Here is a 22,123-nt window from a genome sequence, read left to right as displayed (position 1 = left end):
TCGGCTCAGAAATCCAGATAGGTCTCCATTGATGACTTGGTAGCATCGGAGAGCCCTTCGGACTGCTGTTGATCCACAGGACGACCTGTTTCCAGGATACCCTCCATGGCGCCAAAGGTTCGCTCAGCATAAAAACGCAACAGCAGGCGTTGATCATCATCACTCATCCAAAGGTGCACCGCCTCACCTAGATCCCCATTTTCCGGGTCGATCTCCCTTAACTTAAGCTTGAAGGTCTCTCGATCCCAACCCGCCCGCAGTAGACGTTCACGACTCACATCAATTCGGAACCACTCGATCTCCTTGCCGTTGTATGTGGAAAACTCTATTGGACTCCCACTCTCAAGTGGCATGCCTCGCAAACGATGTATCAATCCCATGTAGTCTAAAGCATCTTCTCCCTTCATCTCGATGGCTTGAGTCTGTGTCAGGGCGCTCCACTCTGTTTGAGTGAGTGTGGTTACCGGTCGCAGTTGTAGCGGGGGAATTTCCGGCTCAACCACCTCATCCTCACCTGTCTGATAGTGAAAGGCCTGTCCCGATTTCCGGTCGAACAAGAAAAACTCCTCTCGCTCGACCCTTGCTTTTAGAGTTTTGACTGCGATTAAGGGATGCAGTTTATGAGCATCCAACCAACTCCGGTATTTGAGTCGAACTGGATAGAGCATCTCAGCTTTCGAATAGGGTTCAGTCGTGACTTGCAGATTAGTGATATAGGCTGGAGAATCAAACACCTCACCCATATCCTGTTCGACCTCTAAGGTCATTTTGGCGATATCCAGCTCCACATAGCCAGTTATCAGGCCACGGAACTTCAGCGTGTACTCCAGGTTTTCGCCAAGCATAGGTTGACTTGCAGCCCCAACTACGGCGCTCGTCCCCCAAAGTATCAAGGTCATAAATAGGGCTTCAATTCGCAGAATCATCCCCTGGTGTGTTTGCCGCCCCCTCATTGACTATACTCGACAAAGCCCTGTTGGCACGTTTCTCGCAGAATAGTGCATAACTTAGTAAACCAGAGCATTAAGCGTCAATTTTTTGTCTCGAGAGGATTAAAAGTCATGATAAACCCTGTCAACAGCGAAAAAACCATTCAAACCGCGACAGATAGATCCAGCCAGTCCAGTGCCGAGACAAAATCGGAACAGGTAGGAAGCAGCAGAGAGTCCGTACAAGAGACCCAGGCTTCAACCAGTAGCCGATCCACCGTTGATATCGACAATGCACGCCAGCTCTATGAAATGGAAACATCCCGCACTGCATCAGCTGCCGCCATCTCCACACCACAGCAGGCACGTTCGCTGTTGGATACGCTGGTACAACAGATTACCAGTTCACCAGAATCGGCCGCTGAAGCTCAATTAGCGCAAGTTACCAAGCCGCTAGCTAATCTACTGGCAAGTGCACCAGCCTGATCTAGTGGTAAGTTCTATACCTGCTCGCCACATACCTATTGATCATCTAAACCGCTTAAGGGTTCCGGCTGATTGCCTAACACCCCCTCTCTTAAGCGGCTGATCTCATTCACATGGCCTATGACAACCAGGATATCACCAGCATCAAGCCGGTGGTCAACACCACTATTGGAAAAGATCAGCTGATTCCCCAACTCCAGATCAACCACACCCAGCACAATCAGGTTATAGCGTTTCTCCAATTGTAAATCGCTCAACTGCATACCGGAAAGCACCGATTTCTCAGGAATCTCAATTTCTGCAATATCGATTGCTTTACCAAATAGCGTGTTTTCAAGCACCTCAACCAGATAGGGTCGCTCAATGATTTCATGCACCCGCTGGCCACTGATTTCATAGGGGTCTATCACCTTTGTTGCCCCTGCAGCCAATAGTCGTTTACTGGATTCAACAGATTCCGACACAGATACAATCTTCAAATCGGGATCGAGTGCCCGAGCCGATAGAGTCAAAAATAGGTTGTTTGGTTCTTCGGCAAAGAGACAAAAAATTGTTTTCACCCAATCCCCAATGCCGATACCCAACAGCTTTTCGTCATCCGTATAGTCGATCACACCTGCCTGCAATCCTTTCGCCAGCAGTGAACCAACCTCATCCAGGTTATTACTGTAGAGGTAGACCTCTATGTCACGATCGGATAACTGCATCGCCACCTCATGACCCAAAGCACTGCAACCGAATATCAAGGTATCTCGTCTTCCCACTACAAGACCCCCCGTTCCAGACATTCACGCAGATGAATAACGCTATATTCATGGCCGATCAATACCAATAGATCATCAGCCATAAGAGTGAAATCACCTTTAGGATTAAAGTAAAAGCCACGCCCCTTCAAATTGAAATGACCCAACGCCTCATCAGTCTCACACTCACCCTCGCGAATCACACCAAATGGGGTAAGTTTTCTCTGCTTGAAATCGATCTCATCCATACGTTGTCCAACCAGGGAACTCGTCGGCTTGATGCGTACTGCTTCGATGCCCTCACTGGTCTGTCTGGTCAGTAACCCATATACCGCTTCAAAAGCTACCGGTTGACCTGCATATTCAGCTGCAATCAAACCAAAGACCTCATAGGGCGCAACACAGTGAGTTGCCCCTGCGCGATAGAGCTTATTCACGTTTTCCCGGTGATTTGAGCGGGAGACAATCTCAATTTCGGGATTGGCCTGTCGTGCAATCAGGGTAATGTAGACATTCACAACATCATCCCCGGTTAAGCAGAGGAGTCTTTTGATGCGGGTATCTATACCCACACTCAATAGAAGATCGTTATCCTCTCCATTCCCAAGCACTGCTAAATAACCGCGCTGCTTGGCAAGTCTGATATTCTCTTCAAGCGGATCCACAACCACAAAGGATCGCTTATCCTCCGCCAGCCGCTCGGCAACGACCTGTCCCACACGGCCAAAACCACAGACCAGGGTATCAACATGCTTCCGTTCCACTTCTGAGTAGACCCGGTGAGCCCGTATCTCATGAATCTTCTCACCAAATGCCGAAACGATGATTGATGTAAAAAATGAGATCACCCCCAGACCGGCGATGATTAAAACCAGAGAAATTACCCGACCTTCTGTGGTGTGCGGCGTGATATCACCATACCCCACAGTCGACATGGTAACCAATGCCCAATAGACACTGTCAAAAAAGCCCTCGATTTGAGTACCTTCATGATCAGCCTCAAAGAAAAAGATCGCTGTAGCGGCGGTGAAGGTGATGAACGCCATAAAAATGAATAGGGTCACCAACTCAATTCGTTTTTCAGACAGAACCTTTACGAATTCACTGATACTACGGGTGTAGCGAAACAGTTTGAACAATCTGAACAGTAGAAAGATTCTCAGGAATCTGAGGGGACGATAACTTGGAATGATCGCCAATAGATCGATAATCGCCAGTGGCTGGATGGCGTACCTCAACTTACCGAGTACAGCATGCCGAATTGCAGACCCGACATGAAAGGGCTCGTTGATGAACTCTGCCCGCTCATAACGTTCGATAATCACCCGATGGCTGTCGTTGTATATCCAGAATCGCAACAGATATTCAATGACGAATATAGTGACCGCCCCGATCTCAATCATGTCACCCAGGTTACCCAGGTCGTTTTTAACCTCATAGATCAACAGCCAGACACTCAGCAGAACCAGCATAATCATAAAAATATCGAAATAGGGGCGAATCGGTGCCCTGGGATTCTGCAGAAGATTGAATACCGCGCTTTTGAGGTTTTTATAACGGCTTGAATCTTCTAGAATATAGCAATATTTTATGACTTGATGAGCAAAGGACATAAGCGCTGAAAATTCCACCAAGGGTAAAGAATCTGTTCTCTGGATCTATCGGCAGAGAAGCTAAATCCTGGAGACTGCAGCGTCAAAGAGTCAGGGAAGGTGTTCACCATCAAGGGGCGAAAGCTCAATACGTTCACCCTCTGCCACCAGGATCTCGCGACCATCCTGTGTTATGAAATAGCGATCGTCCACATCTTTGCGTCTCGCAATGTAGCTCACGCTTCTGCCAGATTGAGCATCGATGACTTTAACAGTTACAAGTCGGTAACCCTGCTGGATATCCAAACCAAAATATATGAGACTTGCGCTCAGCATCAGCGCCAAAACCCCATAGCTCAGCCATTTGATCGGCCTATTCGATGACCCGGGCATGAGAGCTGGAGGAGAGTGCTGAGGAATATCCGACATTCGTTGCTGGCGCTGGCGTATCACAAGCCACGCCACGCCTATCACTGCCAGTGTCAGTAGTATCTTGCTAAACACAATCGGGATTCATATATATGGTCTATTCAGCAATTGGTCGTTTTAGAGATCCAGGTTAGTCGTCGATTCTGGATATCAGGCTAAAAAAGCCTTACCCAGAACACGTTGTTAACCGATCCTAAATGATTAACGATAGTGAGTACAGTGATGGCAGATCTCAAACTGAATATAATCACGATGCTTGCAGCTTAAGTGGTGAAGGATTTACTATCCATAGATATGTTATATAAATTCCCAACTATTTTTAGTCTCTGTTTGATTCTGTTGTTCGGTTGCAGCAAGCAGCCGGAGCCGACAATCAATATTTCCCGCGCTGTACATATAGGCGATATCGATCAATTGGAGCGAAATCTCTATTGGGGATCCGATGTTAACCAGGCGGGTGCAGATGGTTTGACCCCGCTCCATATTGCCGCCCGAAAAGGCAGCCTGGTGATGAGTCGAATCCTGGTCAAACATCAGGCCAACCTGGAAGCACTTGATGAGCAGGGACATACCCCCCTCATCTATGCGCTGATCGCACGAAACCCAATCATAGCGGAGTATTTGCTGAAGAGCGGTGCCAAACTGGATCCAGACAACGCACTTCATATAACTGCTGCGCTGGGTAGCGCCGATCGGGAGGTAATCAGTTTTTTAATCAAACATGGTGCATCCCTCGACAATCTTGATGATAAGGGTAATACTCCGCTCCATTCAGCGATTCTCAATGAACAGCGGGTTACCGCAAAGTACCTGATCAACAGAGGAGCTAGTCTGGAGATCACCAACCAGGATGGACTGACGCCTCTGGAATTAGCAATAAAGCGAGACAACCAGGACATCATTAGAATTCTAAAACAGTTTGGCGCCCCTGAGAGTCGCTAACGGATTCATTTTATTTCAATAACTTATGGGATTTACGCACTACTATGGCATCAACACCTGAAGAGCTGACAATCAACTACACAGAAGACGGCATCGATGTGGTTAAAGAGTTAGACAAAGTTGTACTCTCCAAAGGAGCTTGGACCACGATTATCTTCCGTTTTCAAGATTGGGACCGGGCCAAGGAAAAGTACAGCGCAGATAAATACACCATCCGCCGCTACCAAAAACGTAACGGTGAATATATGCAGAAGAGCAAGTTCAATATCTCCAGCAAAGATCAGGCAAAAGGCATTATTGATGCGTTGCAAAAGTGGTCTGAAGCGTAGATCCTGGACGATTATTGGGGCGATCTGCTGTCAGCTGCGCCCTACTTATCGATAATTCAGTATTCAAGAACGCAACCATTGCCAAACCGGACCCAGGTCGGTTTGGCAATCTATGAAAGAGCTCCGCCAGTTCTCATAATCACACAGATGTTCAGTGGGTTCGGCGCTCTTAATAGCGACTGAGTACATCCTCCTCCAATGCATCAGGAATCCGGGGCCATTCAGCCATTTTTCCAAGAACAGTAGCAGACAGTAACACCTTGAATTGATGGTTTTCTCTGTTGTCTGTTTTGTAGATGTATGATTGCAAGAATCTTGAACTCCTCATCTATTTTGGACTTTCACTTCATGGCGACTAAACTCATAGTCGTGGCACAGCGCATGGAGAAGCAATATAAGGTAAGGGTGTGAACCAGACTAATAGAGGTCAGACTGCAAATAATCGCCGCTCCGGTATTGAGCGTCGCAGAGACCAGATAGACCGACGCAATACTGAAAACTGGATGTCCTGGGAGGACCAGCGCACCCAATATTGGACTCGACTGCTGTTTTGTCTCCTGGCGGTGCTCTATTTCAATTTTGGCGGCGAGGAGCAGATACGCGACTGGACCAACCTTACGGTGGTCAATCTGGTTTTCGGGCTGTTTAGCCTGGAGATTCTCTACTTCATGCACCACGCCTCACGGGAACCTCACGCACCCTGGCGCCAACGCCTTACTATGTGGGTGGATATTGCCATGGCTTCTTTTGCTGTTCTGGCTGACACCACGATCAGCTCACCAGGTTTTCTGGTCTATCTGATGGTCATCCTGGGCAATGGCATGCGCTATGGCCTGAGACTATTCGGTGAAGCTGTAGTGGGCAGCCTCAGTGCGGCAATAGTGGTGGTCAGTCTACGCTTATTTGACTATGTGAACCTGTTTTCAGTCAGTGCCATCTTTTTTCTTCTCTTCTTTGCGATCATTGTGCTCTACTCCTACTCGCTGACAGCAAAGATAGAGGTTGCCCGTACCAAACTTGCCCACGAACGCAACATCGACGCCTTGACCGGGCTACTTAACAGGCGCGCCCTCATTGAGCGCTCTGCATCTCTATTCCAATCTGATGAGCTTGGGAATGGGGTAGTTGTCTTATTCGCCGACCTGGACGGCTTCAAAGCCATCAACGATACCCATGGTCACAATATTGGCGATCAAGTACTGGCGGCGGTAGCAGACAGCATTGCAAGCATATTACGTAGCGAAGATTTGGTGGCACGCTATGGCGGTGATGAGTTCCTGCTGCTGCTTCCAGATACTACAAATCAAGGTGGTGAACTGGTGGCCCAACGTATCCGCCAGGCGATTGATGACTATGCCAGGAAGAGTAAGATCGACTTCAGTATCACCATCGGAATGGGTAAGTATCCCGATCATGGCAGAGATCTGGAATCAGTGATCGAATCTGTCGACAAAGCGATGTATCGAAGTAAAACAGAACATGGACGTGGTGGTATTTTACATGTCGACGGCTGTGAACTGGAATATTCAGCTCCTGACTCCACGACAATTCACTGATCCGACCATTGGCTATAGTGGAGCAACCTGCTCAGCCCAGGCCAACAATTGTGGCACCAGTGCCTTTTTATCCGCAGGCAACTCCGAATCCGACTCCAGTCTGTCGAGTATCTGCAGATACTCTTCCAGAATGATGCTACCCCCTCCCTCCTCCGACAATAGACGATCTTGACGGTACTCATCCCAACGACTTCGCTCCTCTTCATTCAGTAGTTCAGGCCAGTTTCTTGCCCGATAGCGAAACAACATCTCCTCTAGTCTGGGATCATCAAACAGCAATGGGAAAGTGGACAATTCAGATGGATCACTGCCGATGATCCTATCCATTCGTTGTCGGTCATCTCTGGAAAAGAATCCACCGGAGTAGAGCGCCAGGTCAGGATCTGTAATTGGATCGAACTCACGTCGACTATGGATCTGTTCGATCTTTTTTATTAACTCATCCGCTATAAGCAGTTGTTGTCTGTACAACTCCCCTTGGGTTAAATCGATCTGCCAGCGCTCAGCCGCCTCTGGTGTCAAAGTATTCAATGGAACAACGACCGGACATTTATTGATGTGTATGGTTTTTAATGGCAGCCGGTCCACACCCTCCGGGAGCTGCTCTTTAGGGGTGAAGAGACGCTCATACAACTCATCGGCACTTAGAGCGAGAAGAGGCTCAGGATCGAAGCGTAAGTCGTAGACAATGACGCCATTCGGATTGGTTGGATGTCTCAGTAACGGCATTACCATTGCAATACACCCCTGTATTGCCGGGTACATGGAGGAAACATGCAGTACAGCCTGACGACTCTGCAAATTTAAACGCTCGGCAATCACCTGCTTGGAACGACTCTGAAACAGGTAGTCATAGAGCTTAGGTTGACGCTGTTTAATCAGTTTTGCCATACCAATGGTGGCATAGACATCGGACAGCGCATCATGGGCTGAAGTATGCTCGATACCATTCGCAGCACTAAGCACCTCAAGACGAAAACTGGTGACACCCTGATCGTTTTTCGGCCACTCAATACCTTCTGGTCGCAAGGCATGGGTCACGCGCACCATATCGATAATATCCCAGCGGGAAGCGCCATTCTGCCACTCCCTTGCGTAGGGATCGTATAGATTCCGATAGAGGGTATTCCGGGTAACTTCGTCATCAAAACGTAGGCTGTTATAGCCGACGCCACAGCTACCCGGCGCCGCCAACTCATGATGGATGGCGCGGATAAATTCTGCTTCGATCAAGCCCCGCTGTTGAGCATATTGAGGCGTAATCCCGGTGATCATACATGCCTCCGGTTGAGGCAACATATCATCACTGGGTTTAGAGTAGATGACTAGAGGCTCTCCAATCGGGTTGAACGCCTCATCGGTACGTACTCCGGCAAACTGAGAGGCCCTGTCCCGACGTGGATCAGCACCCCAGGTCTCATAGTCATGCCAATAAAAACTGAATGACATCTATATTTCCCTTACTGTTGTCTATCCGGCACCTTAATCGCTTGTCCGGTTTGCATCAAGAAGCCCCTTTTCGCCGCTGTTGACCCAGCCAGACAAAGGCCAGCAGAACCAAAGGAAATATCAGGAACCATGCCCGATCAGGTTGTTTCTGTGGTTTATAGAAGCCTTGTATTTGATGTGTGTAACCCGCCTCAAGGCCGGCTGATTCAGCAGGACTCATAAAACCTATGTCCACCACTCTGAGACTATCACCCTCAATCTCGGTATCAAATCCCAAGGCTTGCAGAGGCCTTTCATCACCCCGCTCTGGTAGAGTCAAAACCACATCCCTGGAGATAAGCGTCCCACTCTCCTCTTCAATCTCGACCTGCAGGCTCACTCTCTCACCTTGAGGCAGATCTTCAATGTAGTGCTCAATATCTTTTGCCGGTTGCCATACCGCTTGAGGGAAAAACTGCCCCTGCCAGTAGTCGGGGCGGAACAGAGAGAACGCAATCACTAACAGCAGCAGACTCTCCCACCAGCGATTTCGAACTATCATCCACCCTTGGGTTGCGGAAACAAAGAGCAGTATGGCTATCATCCCCTGCAGAGCGATCATAACAATACCCACAACACCTTCCACACCAATCAGCAACAGCTCGGTATTGAAAATAAACATAAAGGGCAGAATGGCGGTACGGATATCGTAGAAGAATGAGCGTAATCCGGTATGGATAGGATCACCACCTGAGATACCTGCAGCGGCATAGGCTGCCAATCCAACTGGTGGCGTGTCATCTGCCAGTATTCCAAAGTAGAAGACAAACATATGCACCGCAACCAGTGGAATATCAAGCCCATGGGAAGCAGACAATTGAACAATCACAGGAGCCATTAGAGTCGACACAACAATATAGTTGGCTGTTGTCGGTAATCCCATGCCGAGAATCATGCAGATCAATGCGGTGAGTAGTAACATCAGTGTCACCGATCCCAGAGAGAGAACCTCAACCAACTCCCCCAGCACCTGACCAATGCCGGTCAGACTGACTGTACCCACAACAATACCTGCAGTGGCTGTGGCGACACCAATGCCAATCATATTTCTAGCACTGTTCTGTAATCCGGTAATCAGTGAAATAGAGCCTTCCCTCAGCCCCTGCACCACAGCGCCACCCCGATAGAGTGCTCGCAGAGCTTGCTGAGTGAGCTGTATCACCATCATCAAACATATGGCGTAAAAAACCGCTGTAGCGGGCGAGAGACGTAACAGCATCAAACACCAGACCAACACCAGAATAGGCAGTAGGAAGTGCAATCCACCCAACACTGCCTGACCTGGAGTAAAGCCTTCAAATGATTCCTGATCCTTATGGCGCAATCCAAATCGCACTTCGCCGTAGATCAACAGCCCATAAAACAGCAGGATTAATAGACTGCTTACCCAGAAACTATATTCACCAAACAGCTGATCAACCATCCCGATCAGCCAATAGGCAAACATGAAAAAGATAGCGACACCGGAAAGGGTAAGCCCCCATCGCAGCAAGCGGGAACCTATGCCGCCTTGATGCACTTTAGTCCCGGCAGGCATACCGGCTTTGACAGCTTCCAGGTGGACCAGGTAGAGCAGAGCAATGTAACTCAGCACGGCGGGTAAAAAGGCATGTTTGATCACTTCCAGATAGGAGAGATTGAGATACTCCACCATGAGAAAAGCTGCTGCCCCCATCACTGGAGGCATGATCTGTCCATTGGTTGAAGCCGCCACCTCTATTGCCCCGGATTTTTCAGCGGAGAAGCCTATCCTTTTCATCAAAGGAATGGTAAAGGTGCCCGTGGTGACAACATTTGCAATGGAAGAGCCTGAAACCATCCCGGTTAAACCGGAAGCCAGAACCGCTGCTTTGGCCGGCCCCCCTTTTCGGTGCCCCACAAGCGCATAGGCAACTCGAATAAAATAGTGCCCTCCTCCAGCCTGCTCCAACAGACTGCCAAATACGACAAAAAGAAAGACAAATCCTGCCGAGACCCCGACAGCAACACCAAAAACCCCTTCGGTTGAGAGCCATTGGTGGGAAGCTACCCGCTCCAAAGATGCACCTTTATGTGCCAATAGGTCAGGCAGCCAGGGGCCAGCAAAGGTGTAGGCGAGAAAACAGGTTCCGATCAGCATCAATGGCCAACCCAAGGCCCTACGAGTTGCTTCCAGCAGTAGTAACACACCCAACACAGCAACCCCGACATCGACCGATAACGGGGCACCAGCACGCTCTGCCAAGGCTTCATAGAAGAGGAACAGATAGGCCGCACAGAAGGCAGAAGCGATCGCAAGCAACCAGTCAATTAAAGGGATTTCGTGGCTGATATGGCGTCTGAAGGGAAAAAAGAGATAGGCTAAAAAGATCGCAAATGCCAGATGTATTGAGCGGGTTTCTGTGTCATTAAATACACCAAACCCAATACTGAAAGGCAAGGGGGAGGCAACCCAAAGCTGAAACAGTGCCCAACTCAACGCTGTCCCCATGACTATTTTTTTGGTCAATCCTGTGGGACGCCTCCCACCATATTCAACAGCCTCGACCATTTCCAGCTGATTTGGGTTATTCTTCTGCACCATATCTCTGCAACTCACAGCTAATCTAAACAATGCGATTCAAATCACTTGCTTCTACTCTAACACTCTTAATCAGCTCAGTATTGAGTCAGACCGCCATCGCTGATGAAACAGCCGCCAAGCCCTGGAAACATCAGCTGGAAATGGGCTTAAACGGCGCATCTGGAAACAGCGATACCATGAATATTCATCTTGGGTTTAGTACCGAATACACTGATCTGGAAAAAGCCTGGAACTTTTCAACAGCTTATGACCGCGCAAAAAGTGATGGAGATGTTTCTGCCAATCGCTTCTTTGCAGATCTGAAAAGAGAGTGGATCTGGCCTGGTATCCCCTGGTTCTCCTACATGCAAGGTCGGTATGACTGGAATCAGTTCAAGGATTGGGATGATCGTATATCAGCCTCCAGTGGTATCGGCTATCAACACATCAAGAATGAAAGCTGGGATATTGCCAGCCGAGCTGGTTTGGGTGGCTTTATCAGCCGGGGTGACGGTGAGGATATCTCTACACCAGAACTGTTACTTGGCCTCGACCTGGGTTGGATCATCTCAGAACACGAGAGATTCGAATTTTCAAATGCCTTCTATCCCGACCTTGACGAGACTGGAGAGTACAGAAACCTGACAACAATAAACTGGGCCATGAAAATGTCTGAAGCACGCAATCTGGCGATTAAGCTCGGATTGAAAAACGAATACGACAGCAGCGCAAGTGATGAGCAGGAGAAAAACGATTTCACCTATCATCTATCATTGATATGGCAGATATGAGTGTGGTGCGGCAGGGCCGCACCCTGCCGCGCTAGCAGGTTTAAGGAGAGTCACCTTAACCCTGCGATTCCCTCTACTACAACCACCCTTTTTCTTTGTAATAACGTATTGCGCCATCATGAAAAGGGGCGCTATTACCCTGCAACATATCCTCGGCCTGAAGATGCTCAAAAGCCGGATGGAGTTTGCGGAATTTATCCAGGTTATCAAACACCGTCTTTACAAGTTGATAGACCACCTCATCATCCACATGCTCAGATGAGACCAGGGTTGCCTTGACACCAAAGGTGGGGGTATCAGATTCACTCCCTTGATACATCCCTCCAGGTATGGAAGCCGGTGCATAATATGGTGTGGTTTCAATCAGCTTTTCAACTAATTCACTCTTAACTGAGACAAGTCGGGTATCGCAGGCGGTCGCAGCTTCCTTAATCGAGGCATTGGGATGCCCCACCACATAGACCATGGCATCTATCTTATTATCGCATAAGGCTCTGGCCTGCTCGGTCGCCTTCAACTCTGAGGCAAGTTTGAACGCTTGCTTGCTCCAGCCATGTTTTTCCATTAAAACTTCCATTGTGCCCCGTTGACCCGATCCTGGATTGCCAATATTGACCCTTTTATCCTTAAGATCTGTAAACGCCTCGATACCACTCTCTTTGCGAGCCATCACTGTAAAGGGTTCACTATGGATGGAAAAAACCGCTCTCAGACTCTTATTCTCGCCCTGTTTGGTAAATTTTGAGCTGCCATTATAGGCATGATATTGCCAATCGGATTGGGCAACACCAAAATCGAGTTCCTTCGCTGCGATCGTATTGAGGTTGAAGATCGAACCCCCAGTGGATTCAACAGAGCATCTAATACCGTGCGTTTTCCGGCCTTTGTTCAGCAGCCGACAGATCGCACCACCAGTGGGATAGTAAACCCCGGTAAGACCACCTGTTCCAATACTGATGAATTGTTGCTCAGCGCTGACACTGAGCAACGGCAATAGCAACAGACCGAGTCCAAGAACCTTTTTCATGCTTCCTCCAATTACATTCATTTTTTAATAATTCGCTATTATCTGATTCAATCGATACCTACCATCGATAGTCAGTTCATTTCAAAAAATTGCTCACTGCCTGAGCAAACTGATCAGGTTGTTCAGCGTAAAGCCAATGCCCGGCGCCATGTATCATTCGTTGTCGATTGTGAGGAAAACAGTGTTGAATCACTTTTAGTGCGTCACTGTTTACATAATCGGATCTTTCACCATGAATAAATAGTACATCACCAGGATAGACACTTTCTCCAATCACGGGAAAACCTGAGAGGGCGGGCAAAGCGCTCTGCAATACCTGCAGATTAAACCGCCAGACCCAATCCTGCTCCTGTTTTAGCAGATTTTGTAATAGATATTGTCGCACCCCTCGATCCACAACAGATTTTGAAAGATGACTGTCTGCCTCCTCACGATTTTGAAGTTGCTGCAGAGGCATCTCATCCAATCCCTTAAAGATAGAGGCAAAACGGTTACCATAGGCAACTGGAGCAATATCAGCGACCACCAGCCTATCGATCCGTTCCGGATGGGTGAGGGCTGCCCACATCGCAACTTTACCCCCCATACTGTGACCCAGCAGGGATAGACTGGGCAGCTCAAGGGTATCGAGCAGCTGCATCAGATCCTCAACCATCACTGGATAGTTCATCTCATCCCGATGAGGGGATCTGCCATGATTACGCAGATCAGGCACAATGATTCTGTAGTCGTTCTGAAGCCTGCGAACTATGCCCATCCAATTGCTTGATGAACCGAACAGGCCATGCATGAGACAAAGGACAGGTCCGCTTTTATCACCCAAATCCCTGTAGTAGAGCAGTGGATCTTTACTCATGCTAATCCTGGATCTATCCCATGGGGAGCGTAGAAGCATTCACAAGCCAACATCTGAGTGAACAGTTCCAGAGCTTGCGCTTCAGTGACTTGTTGATCACCAAGACGTTGCAGAATTTCTTGATAGGTGAATGTGGCTCCCGATTCTGACGCCAGCGAAATCAGTCGATCCGTTAGTCGATCATTGTTGATCGGCAGTGAACGTCCTCGAAGAGACCAATTCACCTTTCCACTCTCATCTTCAGTAGGTTGCAGCTGAGGGTTTAGAGCAAATTTAGTTGCCATCAGTTCTGCTCTCTTCAGTGGTTTACGAGGCTCATCCCCTATACGTGACGCCACCAGAGTCAACTTAGGCCGGTAAGCCAACCGTTCAACCACCTGATAACGCTCCCTCGGACCAAGTGCTCTCAGTTGCGTAGAGAGATCCGCATCGTCAGTCATAGCCGCAACAGACCAATCCAAAGTCTCATGCCAGCGTATAAAGCGCAATCCTGCTGCCTCGAGCAGATCCCATAAGCCATTGATATCATAGCTTTGCTCATGGACATGCAAACAGCGATCAGCAAACTCCACCTCATCCACGAAAGCAGTTCCTTGCCAGCAGTTCCCCTTGAAAACACCCTCTTCTGCAACTTGGGCAAGGGCCTTTGCATTGGCGTGGCGATCGCGATCTCTCTCTGCATCTGGTGAGATAATATCCAGTGCTTGAAGATAGCGATCCAGCGGTTGTCGACCGTAGCTGCCATCAACCATAAACCCTATCACCCCATGAGGTGCCAGATATTCAGTGAGCCGCTGTAGCCCCTTTAGTGGATCGTTGAGATGGTGCAGGACGCCATAGGAGAGTATGACATCGAACCCTCTCCCCTTCTCTGGCAGGGTTGTGCTATCGAGAAGGTCCGCCACCTGGAAGTTGAGATTGGATAGGCGATGAGCTTTTGCCCTTGCTGATGCCTCTTCAATGGCCACACGATTGATATCGATGCCAATGAACTGATCCCGACTCTCCTTTGCCGCCACAGCAGTAAGGTTGACTCCCCGTCCGCAGCCCGCCTCAAGAATATGGAGATATTGTGGGATACCCTGAGGTCGTTCGATATAGCTCAACAGCAGCCGTCCATGGTAACCGTCACAGAAGGGCTTGTTACCCGACGGGTAGGGATGGGCCTCATAAAAGGCCCGAACGGCGGCTGTCACCCTGTCCAAACTGGTTTTCCAGAAATTAGCGCTTTCTTGGTGGCATCAGATCTGTAATGCTGCCCTCGGCCATTTCTGCTGCAAAACAGATGGTCTCATTCAGAGTTGGGTGGGGGTGTATGGTTAAGCCGATATCTTCAGCATCGGCCCCCATTTCCAGGGCCAGCACCGTCTCACCAATCAGCTCCCCAGCGTTTGGACCAACGATACCCGCACCCAGAATACGGTGAGTCTTGGGATCAAACAGTAGCTTGGTCACCCCCTCTTCCCGGCCAATACCCAGCGCTCTACCACTGGCGGCCCAGGGGAATGCCCCTTTCTCATATTCTATACCCTGGGCCTTGGCTTCAGTTTCGGTCAAACCCATCCAGGCAACTTCAGGATCAGTGTAGGCCACTGATGGGATAGTCATTGGATCGAAACTGGCAGGCAGACCTGCGATCACTTCTGCAGCCACCTTGGCTTCATGAGTGGCTTTATGGGCCAGCATCGGCTGCCCCACCACGTCACCAATTGCATAGATATTCGGTACATTGGTTCGCATATGTTGGTCAACCGGGATGAAACCCCGTTCATCCACATTGACCCCTGCGGCTTCCGCATTGATTTTTTTACCATTCGGAACACGCCCCACTGAAACCAGTACCCGGTCGTAGCTTTGTGGCTTTTCAGGGGCCTGTTTACCTTCAAAAGTAACCTTGAGGCCACTCTTCTGCGCCTGTATATCGGTTACTTTGGTGCCCAACATGATATTTTTATAACGACTTTTAATGCGTTTCTGTAGAGGACGAACCAGATCCGGGTCACAACCTGGAATCAGATTCTCCTGTAATTCAACCACATCGATCTGGCTACCCAGAGTGCTATACACCGTCGCCATCTCAAGCCCGATAATGCCTCCCCCCACAACCAACATGCGCTTAGGGATATCTGCAAGCTCCAGTGCGCCAGTAGAGTCGATCAGCCTGGGATCATCGTTTGGAAAACCCGGAATCTTCACCGGACTGGAGCCACAGGCAATGATGGCATCGGTAAAATCGATGGAGGTCGTACCCTCAGCACCATTCACCGCAATCCTTTTTGGAGACTCAAAGCGGGCAATCCCATGAATAACCTCTACTTTTCGCTGTTTAGCCAGAGCTTTTAATCCGCCGGTAAGCTTTTGTACTACCTTATCCTTGCCAGCCCGTAACTTGTCCAGATCCACTTTTGGCTTACCAAAACTGACCCCAAGCTCGGCCATTTCAGCGGCTTCATTGATCACAGCTGCTGCATGAAGTAGCGCCTTTGACGGTATACAACCTACATTCAGACATACCCCCCCAAGGGCATCATATCGTTCTATCAAAATCACCCGCTTGCCCAAGTCTGCAGCTCGAAATGCTGCAGTATAGCCACCTGGCCCAGCACCAAGAACCACCACATCAACCTGTTTGTCTGCTGCACCTTTCACTACATCTGAAACCGGCGCTTTAGTTGGTTCTGGTTTCTCGTTTACATTCGCTCCTGATTCCAGCTCCAGCTTAAGAATAGTGGCACCCATGGAGATCTTCTCCCCAACCTTGACCACTACCTCCTTGATCGTGCCACTATGAGGGGAAGGGATATCCATTGTCGCTTTGTCACTCTCCAGAGTGATAATAGAATCCTCTGCATCTACCCGGTCACCAGGGGATACCAGAATTTCGATGATATCAACCTGCTCGAAATCACCAATATCGGGAAGGGTCACGTCGACAATGCCACTCATGTAGGCTCCTCTCAGTTTTTTGTTGTCTAAGTTTGCGCTATTTAAGGGCAAATCTATTCGATGCCTCTGCTCAGAACGCTGTAAATATGGGGTTCTATTAGCCCTTTATAGCATTTCTGCCGCTGAGAGCGAACCATGCATTGCACTGGAGTGATGCAAATTGATCCAGAGAGGGTATCTCTTCCGGTAATTGCAAAAAACGTCATTCAGAAATCTGAGGGAGAGGGCTTAGCTATCGGGACTTCAACAGCGCTCATGGTCAAGCATCAGTTGCCAGTAAGCCCTAACTTGAAGTCCCTAAGCATTTGAGACTTTTAGCCGCGGATTTGATAGAGCCGAGAGTTGACTCAGTGTAGAGTTCTGTTAGTTATTAACTACTTATCTCCAGACACCTCAGAACCCGCGCTCTCGTTACTCCCTGCCGAGCCAACAGCTTCAAAAGCGGCCTGTTCGGATTGCACCGTTCCCTGATCTGTAGCAGATTCAGCAACAGATTGTTGGGATTGTTCTGTCATGGAAGTCGGTGCTGCAGAACTGCTGCTCTCTGTCTCAGCCGATTTTCCACAAGCAACTGATGTAAGGGCAATGGATGCGGCAACTGCAATGGTCAGTCTATTCATGATTTCATTCCTCAATTTCCATATTCTTGGGTTTAGCCTAAATCTTCCAGGCAGGTTTTTATATAATCAATTGGAGATTGAGGATGTGACTTAGGCACCGATATTGATTAATCAGCGTGCAAATATCTTTAGATTAATTTATAACCATACCCCTTCAAAAATCAATACTTTCTATTAATACCATTCGGTAGATCAATAACCTCACCCAGTCTAAACTGTTTTTTATGCAATCAGTTTTGCAGCCTTTTCATCCAGCAGACAGGGGTTAGAGAGTATGGCAATAGAAACAACCGAAATGATTTCGAGCACTGTAATATTTGCAGGTGTATTGATACTGCTGGTCTCTTGCATATTTGCTCTAACCAACAAGAAGCTCTGGGTAATGGCAGACGAGACGTCCAAACCTTCAGACAAGGCGTAGTCGAATCGCTTTTGAAAGATCTGAATACCTTCAGACGGAGCAGATTTAAGGTAGACTCAGCTGGCTGATCCGGCGTCTCAAGTTGTACCAGTCTCCAGCAACTCCCCTTTAAGCAAATCATCCAGACCCTCAGCTGTAAGGGGCCGTGAATAGTAGTAGCCTTGCAGATTTTCACAGCCAACATCGACTAAAAATTCTGCCTGCTCTTTAGTCTCAACGCCTTCTGCAACCAGTGCCAGATTGAGACTATCCGCCATCGCCACAATCGTCTTAACCAGTATTACATCTTCAAGATCATTCGGCAGGTCGCAAACAAAGGAGCGGTCAATTTTAAGCGCATCCACTGGGAATCGTTTAAGATAACTCAATGAGGAGTATCCAGTACCAAAATCATCAACGGAGAGTGACACCCCAAGTTCCTTGAAACCAGATAACCAGGCCATTGCCTCATCTGTATCTCTCATCAACAGGCTCTCTGTTATCTCAAGTGTAAGGAAGTCAGAAGAGATTCCCGTCTCATCCAAAACCTTCTTAAGATGATCCGCCTCTAGCCCCAGCTCTCTTTGGCGACTGGAAAGATTTACTGCCATCTTCAAATCACTTAACCCGGCATCATGCCATTTTTTCAACTGCTGACACGATTTATTCAAGACCCAATCACCAATCGGACCTATCTGACCACTGTCTTCAGCGACTGGAATAAATAGTGCCGGAGAAACCATACCACGATGCGGATGATGCCAGCGCAATAGAGCTTCTACACTGACAACTTTATTCAACTTCGGATTGATAACGGGCTGATAGTAGACTTCCAACTCATCACGCTTGATTGCCTGTCGCAGATCCAATTCCAACTGCCTGCGCTCCAAGGTATGTTGCTGCATGGAAGCGGTAAAGAACTGATAAGTATTTCTACCTTGCTCTTTGGCTTGGTACATCGCCATATCGGCATTTCGCAACAGTGAGTCTGCATTGACCGCATCGTCAGGATAGACTGTGATACCTATGCTCGCCCCTATATATATCTCTCGCCCGTAGAGTGAAAAGACTCTGGTAATTTGTTCGATGATATTTGCCGCCACATGGGCCACGGAATCCATTTCTGTCACATCCTGTAAAAGAATAACGAATTCATCACCACCAAAGCGGGCTACTGTATCTGACTCTCGCAGACAGGCCTTTATTCGTGCAGATACGAGTTGTAACAACTCATCACCTACGACATGTCCGAAGGTATCATTGACCACTTTAAAATGATCAAGGTCGAGAAACAGAACTGCGAGCATCCAGTTTTCACGGTGAGCGGAAACTATTGCCTGGTTCAGTCGATCAGAGAGTAATGAGCGATTTGGTAATCCAGTGAGTGCATCATAGTTTGCCTGATAGCGAATCTGCTCCTCATCCTCTTTATGTTTGGTTATGTCAGAGAAGACTGCAACAAACTCCTTGGCGACGCCATTCTCACCCTTGATCGATGAAATTGATAACCACTCAGGAAAAACACTCCCATCCTTACGACGATTCCAAACCTCTCCCGACCAATAACCTTTCTGTAATACCGATTCCCATAATTTCTCGTAAAATGATTTGCTATGTCTTCCTGAACTGAGGATGTTCGGCATACGCCCCAGCACCTCTTCCTGGCTATAGCCAGTAATTCTTGTGAATGCTGGATTGACTGTTTTTATCCTGTTCTCTTCATCGGTCACCATAATACCTTCGGCAGTTGTATCAAATACCGTGGCATTCATTCTCAACTGATCCTCTGCCCGTTTCTGTGCCGTGATATCCTCTTTGACAGCAATGAAATGAGTTATCGTACCTCGCTCATCTCTCAATGGTGATATTGATGCGGATTCCCAATAGATCGAACCATCTTTTCGCCTGTTATGAAACATTCCACGCCACTCTTTACCAGCCAGCAGGCTCACCCACATCTCCTGATAATCGAGCTTTGTCTTATCTCCACCCTGCAAAAATCTTGGATTTTTCCCAACTGCTTCCTTAGCGGAGTAACCTGATACTTTTTCAAATCTGGGATTTACATACTCGATAATACCGTCCGTATTGGTTATCACTACTGAAGCAGGACTCTGCTCAAGAACCCTGCCCAATTTACGCAAATCAGCTTCAGCCCGTTTTGACTCTGTAATATCACTTCTTACGCAGACGAGCCCACCCTCTGTGGTTCTGTTGTTACTCGCAAGATACCAAGTGCCATTTTCCAGCTCTTCAAGATATTGTCCTCTGGGCAGCGAATCGATAACCGGCTCTCCCTCCAGATTTCGGTTTTTTACACGCCCGCCTGCCGTAGCTTGTAACTCATTCAAGCTGATATTTTCAACCCGCTCTTTGAGCCAAGGGTAGAAATCTTCAAAGCGGTGGTTGAATAACACCAGGTTTCCATCTGAATCGAAAAGTGCAAAGGCTTCGGAGAGATTATTCACCGCATCATGTAACCGATACCATGAGCGGTTCGACTCTTGATGGGCGATATACAGACTCTTTACCAGTTGCCATAATCCTATAATCAGGATAAATACAGCTACCGCCAAGAGCATTATTAACTGCCGCTTTCTCGCTGTCTCAGCAATCCTGTTATCTTCGTGCTCGGTGTGAATATCCTCAAAATTGCTATTACTTGGCACGGCTAAGTAGCGATTTTTTAAAGAGCCTAATTCAGTCACACCAAGGAGATTGGAGTCAACATGAAATAGAATTTGCTCCAGTAAAGCCTGATTCTCTGAATCCGGTAAAACAACTCTCTTCATCTCTTGCAATGCGTGCTTAATTTCTGTGAATTGAGTATTGGTGGCAAACAGGTGAAAGGCATAGAGCTTGTTTATGAGCGCAAGAATAGATTCGTATGTTTCTGGATCTGCTTGTTGTAACTCTTTAGCTATGATTGGCAGATAGTGAATACCATTGCGCACCACAGCAGCCTGGAATTTTATTTTCTCCAATAGGAGAAGCTTTTCATCTATCCCCTGCCAATAGATATTAAATAGATCCGTGATAGATCGCTCATTGACCTGTTCATGTTCATCTTCATATTCGTCTATAACTCGATCTATCTCTTTTTTCAGCGCCTTGATACGGTAGGAGGTCTCCACAAGCGGATCATATTGGACCATCAGAAATGAAGCGATACTCAACATGTCTCGATCGAGACTGGCATCCAGTTTCTTTAGATGGAGTAAGTGTTGAGAAATTTCAGTGTAACCCTTGGATTCATCATTCCAGAATAGCGCAAGGAGCATTGCAAAAGCCAAGCTTAACCCGATCAGCAGGAAGCCGCGTTTAGCACCGATTGACTTGAACAACTTAATCATGGTTTGAATCTGGCATGCTCACCAGCCAGTGTATGTAAAAATGCAACAATATCTGCAATATGGTGGTTGGGAATCTCTCGTCCTAGCTGGTATCGCCCCATGATACGTACAGCATCATCCAGGCTTTTAGCAGAACCATCATGAAAATAGGGTGCATTTATAAACGCCAGCCTTAAACTGGGTACCTTGAAATAGTGTTTATCCTCCTTCTTGCCGGTGACATTGAAACGGCCATAGTCTGCCTCTGTAATTCCACCATTTCTATCTTTGAAATAATCCCCCATGGCCCCCATATATGCATACATATTGCCGCCAACATTTGCCCCCTGGTGACAACTGATGCAACCATAGCTCTTAAACAGACGATAGCCCCGAATCTCTTGCTCGCTTAGCGTCCCTTCTCCTTTCAACCAAAGATCAAAGCGGGAATTTATCGTCACCAAAGAGCGCTCAAATGCAGCAATCGCAATTGTGATATTTTTTCCAGTGATGCCATCTTCAAACAACTCATTGAATCGCTCTACCATGGCAGAATCTCTGCTGAGTTTTGATATCACCTCCAGCCAGGAGGAGTTCATTTCAAGGGGGTTATGTACCGGACCTGCAGCCTGAGCCTCAAGGGTCTCAGATCGACCATCCCAAAACTGGGATAGATTGTAGCTACTGTTGTAGACCGTCGGTGCTTTGATTGGACCAACAGCCCCACCAACCCCGACTGAACGGGCCAATTTGTCGGTACCACCGGAGGAGAGCACATGGCAGCTGGCGCAGCTTATACTGTTATCCTGGGAAAGACGTTTGTCGTGAAATAGCTGATCCCCAAGTGCGACCAGCCTTGAGTTTAACGCTGCAGTCACAGAAAGGGGGAGAATCGGTTCATTTTTGCGATCATCAGCCCAAACACCCAAAGAGTGCAGGATCAATATAATCATCAAAAACAAAAGGTTACGCATATTTTCAATCGCAGCAACCCTCTTGACACCTGATGTGCCAATCCGAAATCCTTTCTACTGGGTTAACTGCGCCCTAAGTAATAAAAGTATAAATTTAAGCCAGCTACACTCTTTAGCGGACAACTCATCTATAACTTTATC

General features: G+C 48.0%; 20 protein-coding genes. 5 read left to right on the top strand and 15 right to left on the bottom strand.

The features are described 5' to 3' along the window. Positions 1–5 precede the first annotated feature (5 nt). Positions 6–926: a DUF3108 domain-containing protein gene (locus tag AC4IFB_RS16035; protein WP_490780700.1), complete on the bottom strand. Its 921-nt coding sequence runs from the start codon at positions 924–926 to the stop codon at positions 6–8. A 135-nt stretch (positions 927–1,061) separates the two neighbouring features. On the opposite strand from AC4IFB_RS16035, the gene AC4IFB_RS16030 reads away from it, so the two are divergent. Next, positions 1,062–1,415 (top strand): hypothetical protein, encoded by a 354-nt coding sequence (locus AC4IFB_RS16030; RefSeq protein WP_490776617.1) that lies wholly within the window; start codon positions 1,062–1,064, stop codon positions 1,413–1,415. 35 nt (positions 1,416–1,450) lie between these two features. On the opposite strand, the gene AC4IFB_RS16025 is transcribed toward AC4IFB_RS16030, so the two are convergent. The 3 genes from AC4IFB_RS16025 to AC4IFB_RS16015 all read right to left on the bottom strand — a co-directional run bounded on the left by AC4IFB_RS16025 (position 1,451) and on the right by AC4IFB_RS16015 (position 4,254). Then, on the bottom strand, positions 1,451–2,179 hold the full coding sequence (locus AC4IFB_RS16025; RefSeq protein WP_490780699.1) for a potassium channel family protein: 729 nt from the start codon (positions 2,177–2,179) through the stop codon (positions 1,451–1,453). Then, on the bottom strand, positions 2,179–3,771 hold the full coding sequence (locus tag AC4IFB_RS16020) for an NAD-binding protein (RefSeq protein WP_490776615.1): 1,593 nt from the start codon (positions 3,769–3,771) through the stop codon (positions 2,179–2,181). Before AC4IFB_RS16020 ends, AC4IFB_RS16025 begins: the two co-directional genes overlap by 1 nt. Before the next feature lie 90 nt (positions 3,772–3,861). Next, positions 3,862–4,254, bottom strand: a complete 393-nt coding sequence (locus AC4IFB_RS16015) for a hypothetical protein (protein WP_490776614.1) — start codon at positions 4,252–4,254, stop codon at positions 3,862–3,864. A gap of 219 nt (positions 4,255–4,473) precedes the next feature. Here AC4IFB_RS16015 and AC4IFB_RS16010 point away from each other — a divergent pair, with 219 nt between their 5' ends. After that, positions 4,474–5,121: an ankyrin repeat domain-containing protein gene (locus AC4IFB_RS16010; RefSeq protein ID WP_490776613.1), complete on the top strand. Its 648-nt coding sequence runs from the start codon at positions 4,474–4,476 to the stop codon at positions 5,119–5,121. Positions 5,122–5,165: 44 nt separating this feature from the next. Next, on the top strand, positions 5,166–5,450 hold the full coding sequence (locus AC4IFB_RS16005; RefSeq protein ID WP_490776612.1) for a hypothetical protein: 285 nt from the start codon (positions 5,166–5,168) through the stop codon (positions 5,448–5,450). 169 nt (positions 5,451–5,619) lie between these two features. Here AC4IFB_RS16005 and AC4IFB_RS16000 read toward each other — a convergent pair whose 3' ends face one another. After that, positions 5,620–5,760, bottom strand: a complete 141-nt coding sequence (locus tag AC4IFB_RS16000) for a hypothetical protein (protein ID WP_490776611.1) — start codon at positions 5,758–5,760, stop codon at positions 5,620–5,622. Between the two features lie 97 nt (positions 5,761–5,857). On the opposite strand from AC4IFB_RS16000, the gene AC4IFB_RS15995 reads away from it, so the two are divergent. Beyond that, on the top strand, positions 5,858–7,006 hold the full coding sequence (locus AC4IFB_RS15995; RefSeq protein WP_490776610.1) for a GGDEF domain-containing protein: 1,149 nt from the start codon (positions 5,858–5,860) through the stop codon (positions 7,004–7,006). A gap of 12 nt (positions 7,007–7,018) precedes the next feature. Here AC4IFB_RS15995 and sbcB read toward each other — a convergent pair whose 3' ends face one another. Then, positions 7,019–8,455, bottom strand: a complete 1,437-nt coding sequence (sbcB, locus tag AC4IFB_RS15990) for an exodeoxyribonuclease I (RefSeq protein ID WP_490776609.1) — start codon at positions 8,453–8,455, stop codon at positions 7,019–7,021. Positions 8,456–8,510: 55 nt separating this feature from the next. Continuing rightward, complete coding sequence (locus tag AC4IFB_RS15985; RefSeq protein WP_490780698.1) at positions 8,511–11,072, bottom strand: TRAP transporter permease; 2,562 nt, start codon at positions 11,070–11,072, stop codon at positions 8,511–8,513. Between the two features lie 14 nt (positions 11,073–11,086). Here AC4IFB_RS15985 and AC4IFB_RS15980 point away from each other — a divergent pair, with 14 nt between their 5' ends. Next, the gene (locus AC4IFB_RS15980) at positions 11,087–11,827 is read left to right on the top strand and encodes a DUF481 domain-containing protein (protein ID WP_490780697.1); all 741 of its coding nucleotides are present in this window, start codon (positions 11,087–11,089) and stop codon (positions 11,825–11,827) included. Between the two features lie 76 nt (positions 11,828–11,903). Here the strand turns inward: AC4IFB_RS15980 and AC4IFB_RS15975 are convergent, their stop codons facing one another. The 8 genes from AC4IFB_RS15975 to AC4IFB_RS15940 all read right to left on the bottom strand — a co-directional run bounded on the left by AC4IFB_RS15975 (position 11,904) and on the right by AC4IFB_RS15940 (position 21,982). Continuing rightward, a complete protein-coding gene (locus AC4IFB_RS15975; RefSeq protein WP_490776606.1) occupies positions 11,904–12,875 on the bottom strand; it encodes a TAXI family TRAP transporter solute-binding subunit in 972 nt (323 codons plus the stop codon). A gap of 55 nt (positions 12,876–12,930) precedes the next feature. Next, a complete protein-coding gene (locus AC4IFB_RS15970) occupies positions 12,931–13,710 on the bottom strand; it encodes an alpha/beta fold hydrolase (protein ID WP_490780696.1) in 780 nt (259 codons plus the stop codon). After that, positions 13,707–14,906, bottom strand: a complete 1,200-nt coding sequence (locus tag AC4IFB_RS15965) for a class I SAM-dependent methyltransferase (RefSeq protein ID WP_490780726.1) — start codon at positions 14,904–14,906, stop codon at positions 13,707–13,709. Before AC4IFB_RS15965 ends, AC4IFB_RS15970 begins: the two co-directional genes overlap by 4 nt. A 25-nt stretch (positions 14,907–14,931) precedes the next feature. Then, positions 14,932–16,656 carry a dihydrolipoyl dehydrogenase gene (lpdA, locus tag AC4IFB_RS15960; protein WP_490780695.1) on the bottom strand — a complete coding sequence of 575 codons (1,725 nt, stop codon included), beginning with the start codon at positions 16,654–16,656 and terminating at the stop codon, positions 14,932–14,934. A gap of 374 nt (positions 16,657–17,030) precedes the next feature. Then, positions 17,031–17,276: a hypothetical protein gene (locus AC4IFB_RS15955; protein WP_490776603.1), complete on the bottom strand. Its 246-nt coding sequence runs from the start codon at positions 17,274–17,276 to the stop codon at positions 17,031–17,033. Positions 17,277–17,498: 222 nt separating this feature from the next. Then, the gene (locus tag AC4IFB_RS15950; RefSeq protein ID WP_490780694.1) at positions 17,499–17,627 is read right to left on the bottom strand and encodes a hypothetical protein; all 129 of its coding nucleotides are present in this window, start codon (positions 17,625–17,627) and stop codon (positions 17,499–17,501) included. A gap of 147 nt (positions 17,628–17,774) precedes the next feature. Beyond that, entirely contained in the window at positions 17,775–21,029 is a 3,255-nt protein-coding gene (locus AC4IFB_RS15945; RefSeq protein ID WP_490776601.1) for an EAL domain-containing protein, read from the bottom strand. Beyond that, positions 21,026–21,982 carry a cytochrome-c peroxidase gene (locus tag AC4IFB_RS15940; RefSeq protein WP_490776600.1) on the bottom strand — a complete coding sequence of 319 codons (957 nt, stop codon included), beginning with the start codon at positions 21,980–21,982 and terminating at the stop codon, positions 21,026–21,028. Before AC4IFB_RS15940 ends, AC4IFB_RS15945 begins: the two co-directional genes overlap by 4 nt. Positions 21,983–22,123 lie beyond the last annotated feature (141 nt).

This window comes from Candidatus Thiodiazotropha sp. AKIB8, from assembly GCF_058244675.1.
This window is presented reverse-complemented; position numbering and strand designations above follow the sequence as displayed.

Excerpts from the sequence above, each read along its gene's own strand:
- AC4IFB_RS15970 (WP_490780696.1), bottom strand. The coding sequence starts at position 13,710 with ATGAGTAAAGATCCACTGCTCTACTACAGGGATTTGGGTGATAAAAGC.
- sbcB (WP_490776609.1), bottom strand. The coding sequence starts at position 8,455 with ATGTCATTCAGTTTTTATTGGCATGACTATGAGACCTGGGGTGCTGAT.
- AC4IFB_RS15955 (WP_490776603.1), bottom strand. The coding sequence starts at position 17,276 with ATGAATAGACTGACCATTGCAGTTGCCGCATCCATTGCCCTTACATCA.
- AC4IFB_RS16035 (WP_490780700.1), bottom strand. The coding sequence starts at position 926 with ATGATTCTGCGAATTGAAGCCCTATTTATGACCTTGATACTTTGGGGG.
- lpdA (WP_490780695.1), bottom strand. The coding sequence starts at position 16,656 with ATGAGTGGCATTGTCGACGTGACCCTTCCCGATATTGGTGATTTCGAG.
- AC4IFB_RS15945 (WP_490776601.1), bottom strand. The coding sequence starts at position 21,029 with ATGATTAAGTTGTTCAAGTCAATCGGTGCTAAACGCGGCTTCCTGCTG.
- AC4IFB_RS16010 (WP_490776613.1), top strand. The coding sequence starts at position 4,474 with ATGTTATATAAATTCCCAACTATTTTTAGTCTCTGTTTGATTCTGTTG.
- AC4IFB_RS15980 (WP_490780697.1), top strand. The coding sequence starts at position 11,087 with ATGCGATTCAAATCACTTGCTTCTACTCTAACACTCTTAATCAGCTCA.
- AC4IFB_RS16005 (WP_490776612.1), top strand. The coding sequence starts at position 5,166 with ATGGCATCAACACCTGAAGAGCTGACAATCAACTACACAGAAGACGGC.
- AC4IFB_RS16030 (WP_490776617.1), top strand. The coding sequence starts at position 1,062 with ATGATAAACCCTGTCAACAGCGAAAAAACCATTCAAACCGCGACAGAT.
- AC4IFB_RS15975 (WP_490776606.1), bottom strand. The coding sequence starts at position 12,875 with ATGAATGTAATTGGAGGAAGCATGAAAAAGGTTCTTGGACTCGGTCTG.
- AC4IFB_RS15940 (WP_490776600.1), bottom strand. The coding sequence starts at position 21,982 with ATGCGTAACCTTTTGTTTTTGATGATTATATTGATCCTGCACTCTTTG.
- AC4IFB_RS15950 (WP_490780694.1), bottom strand. The coding sequence starts at position 17,627 with ATGCAAGAGACCAGCAGTATCAATACACCTGCAAATATTACAGTGCTC.
- AC4IFB_RS16020 (WP_490776615.1), bottom strand. The coding sequence starts at position 3,771 with ATGTCCTTTGCTCATCAAGTCATAAAATATTGCTATATTCTAGAAGAT.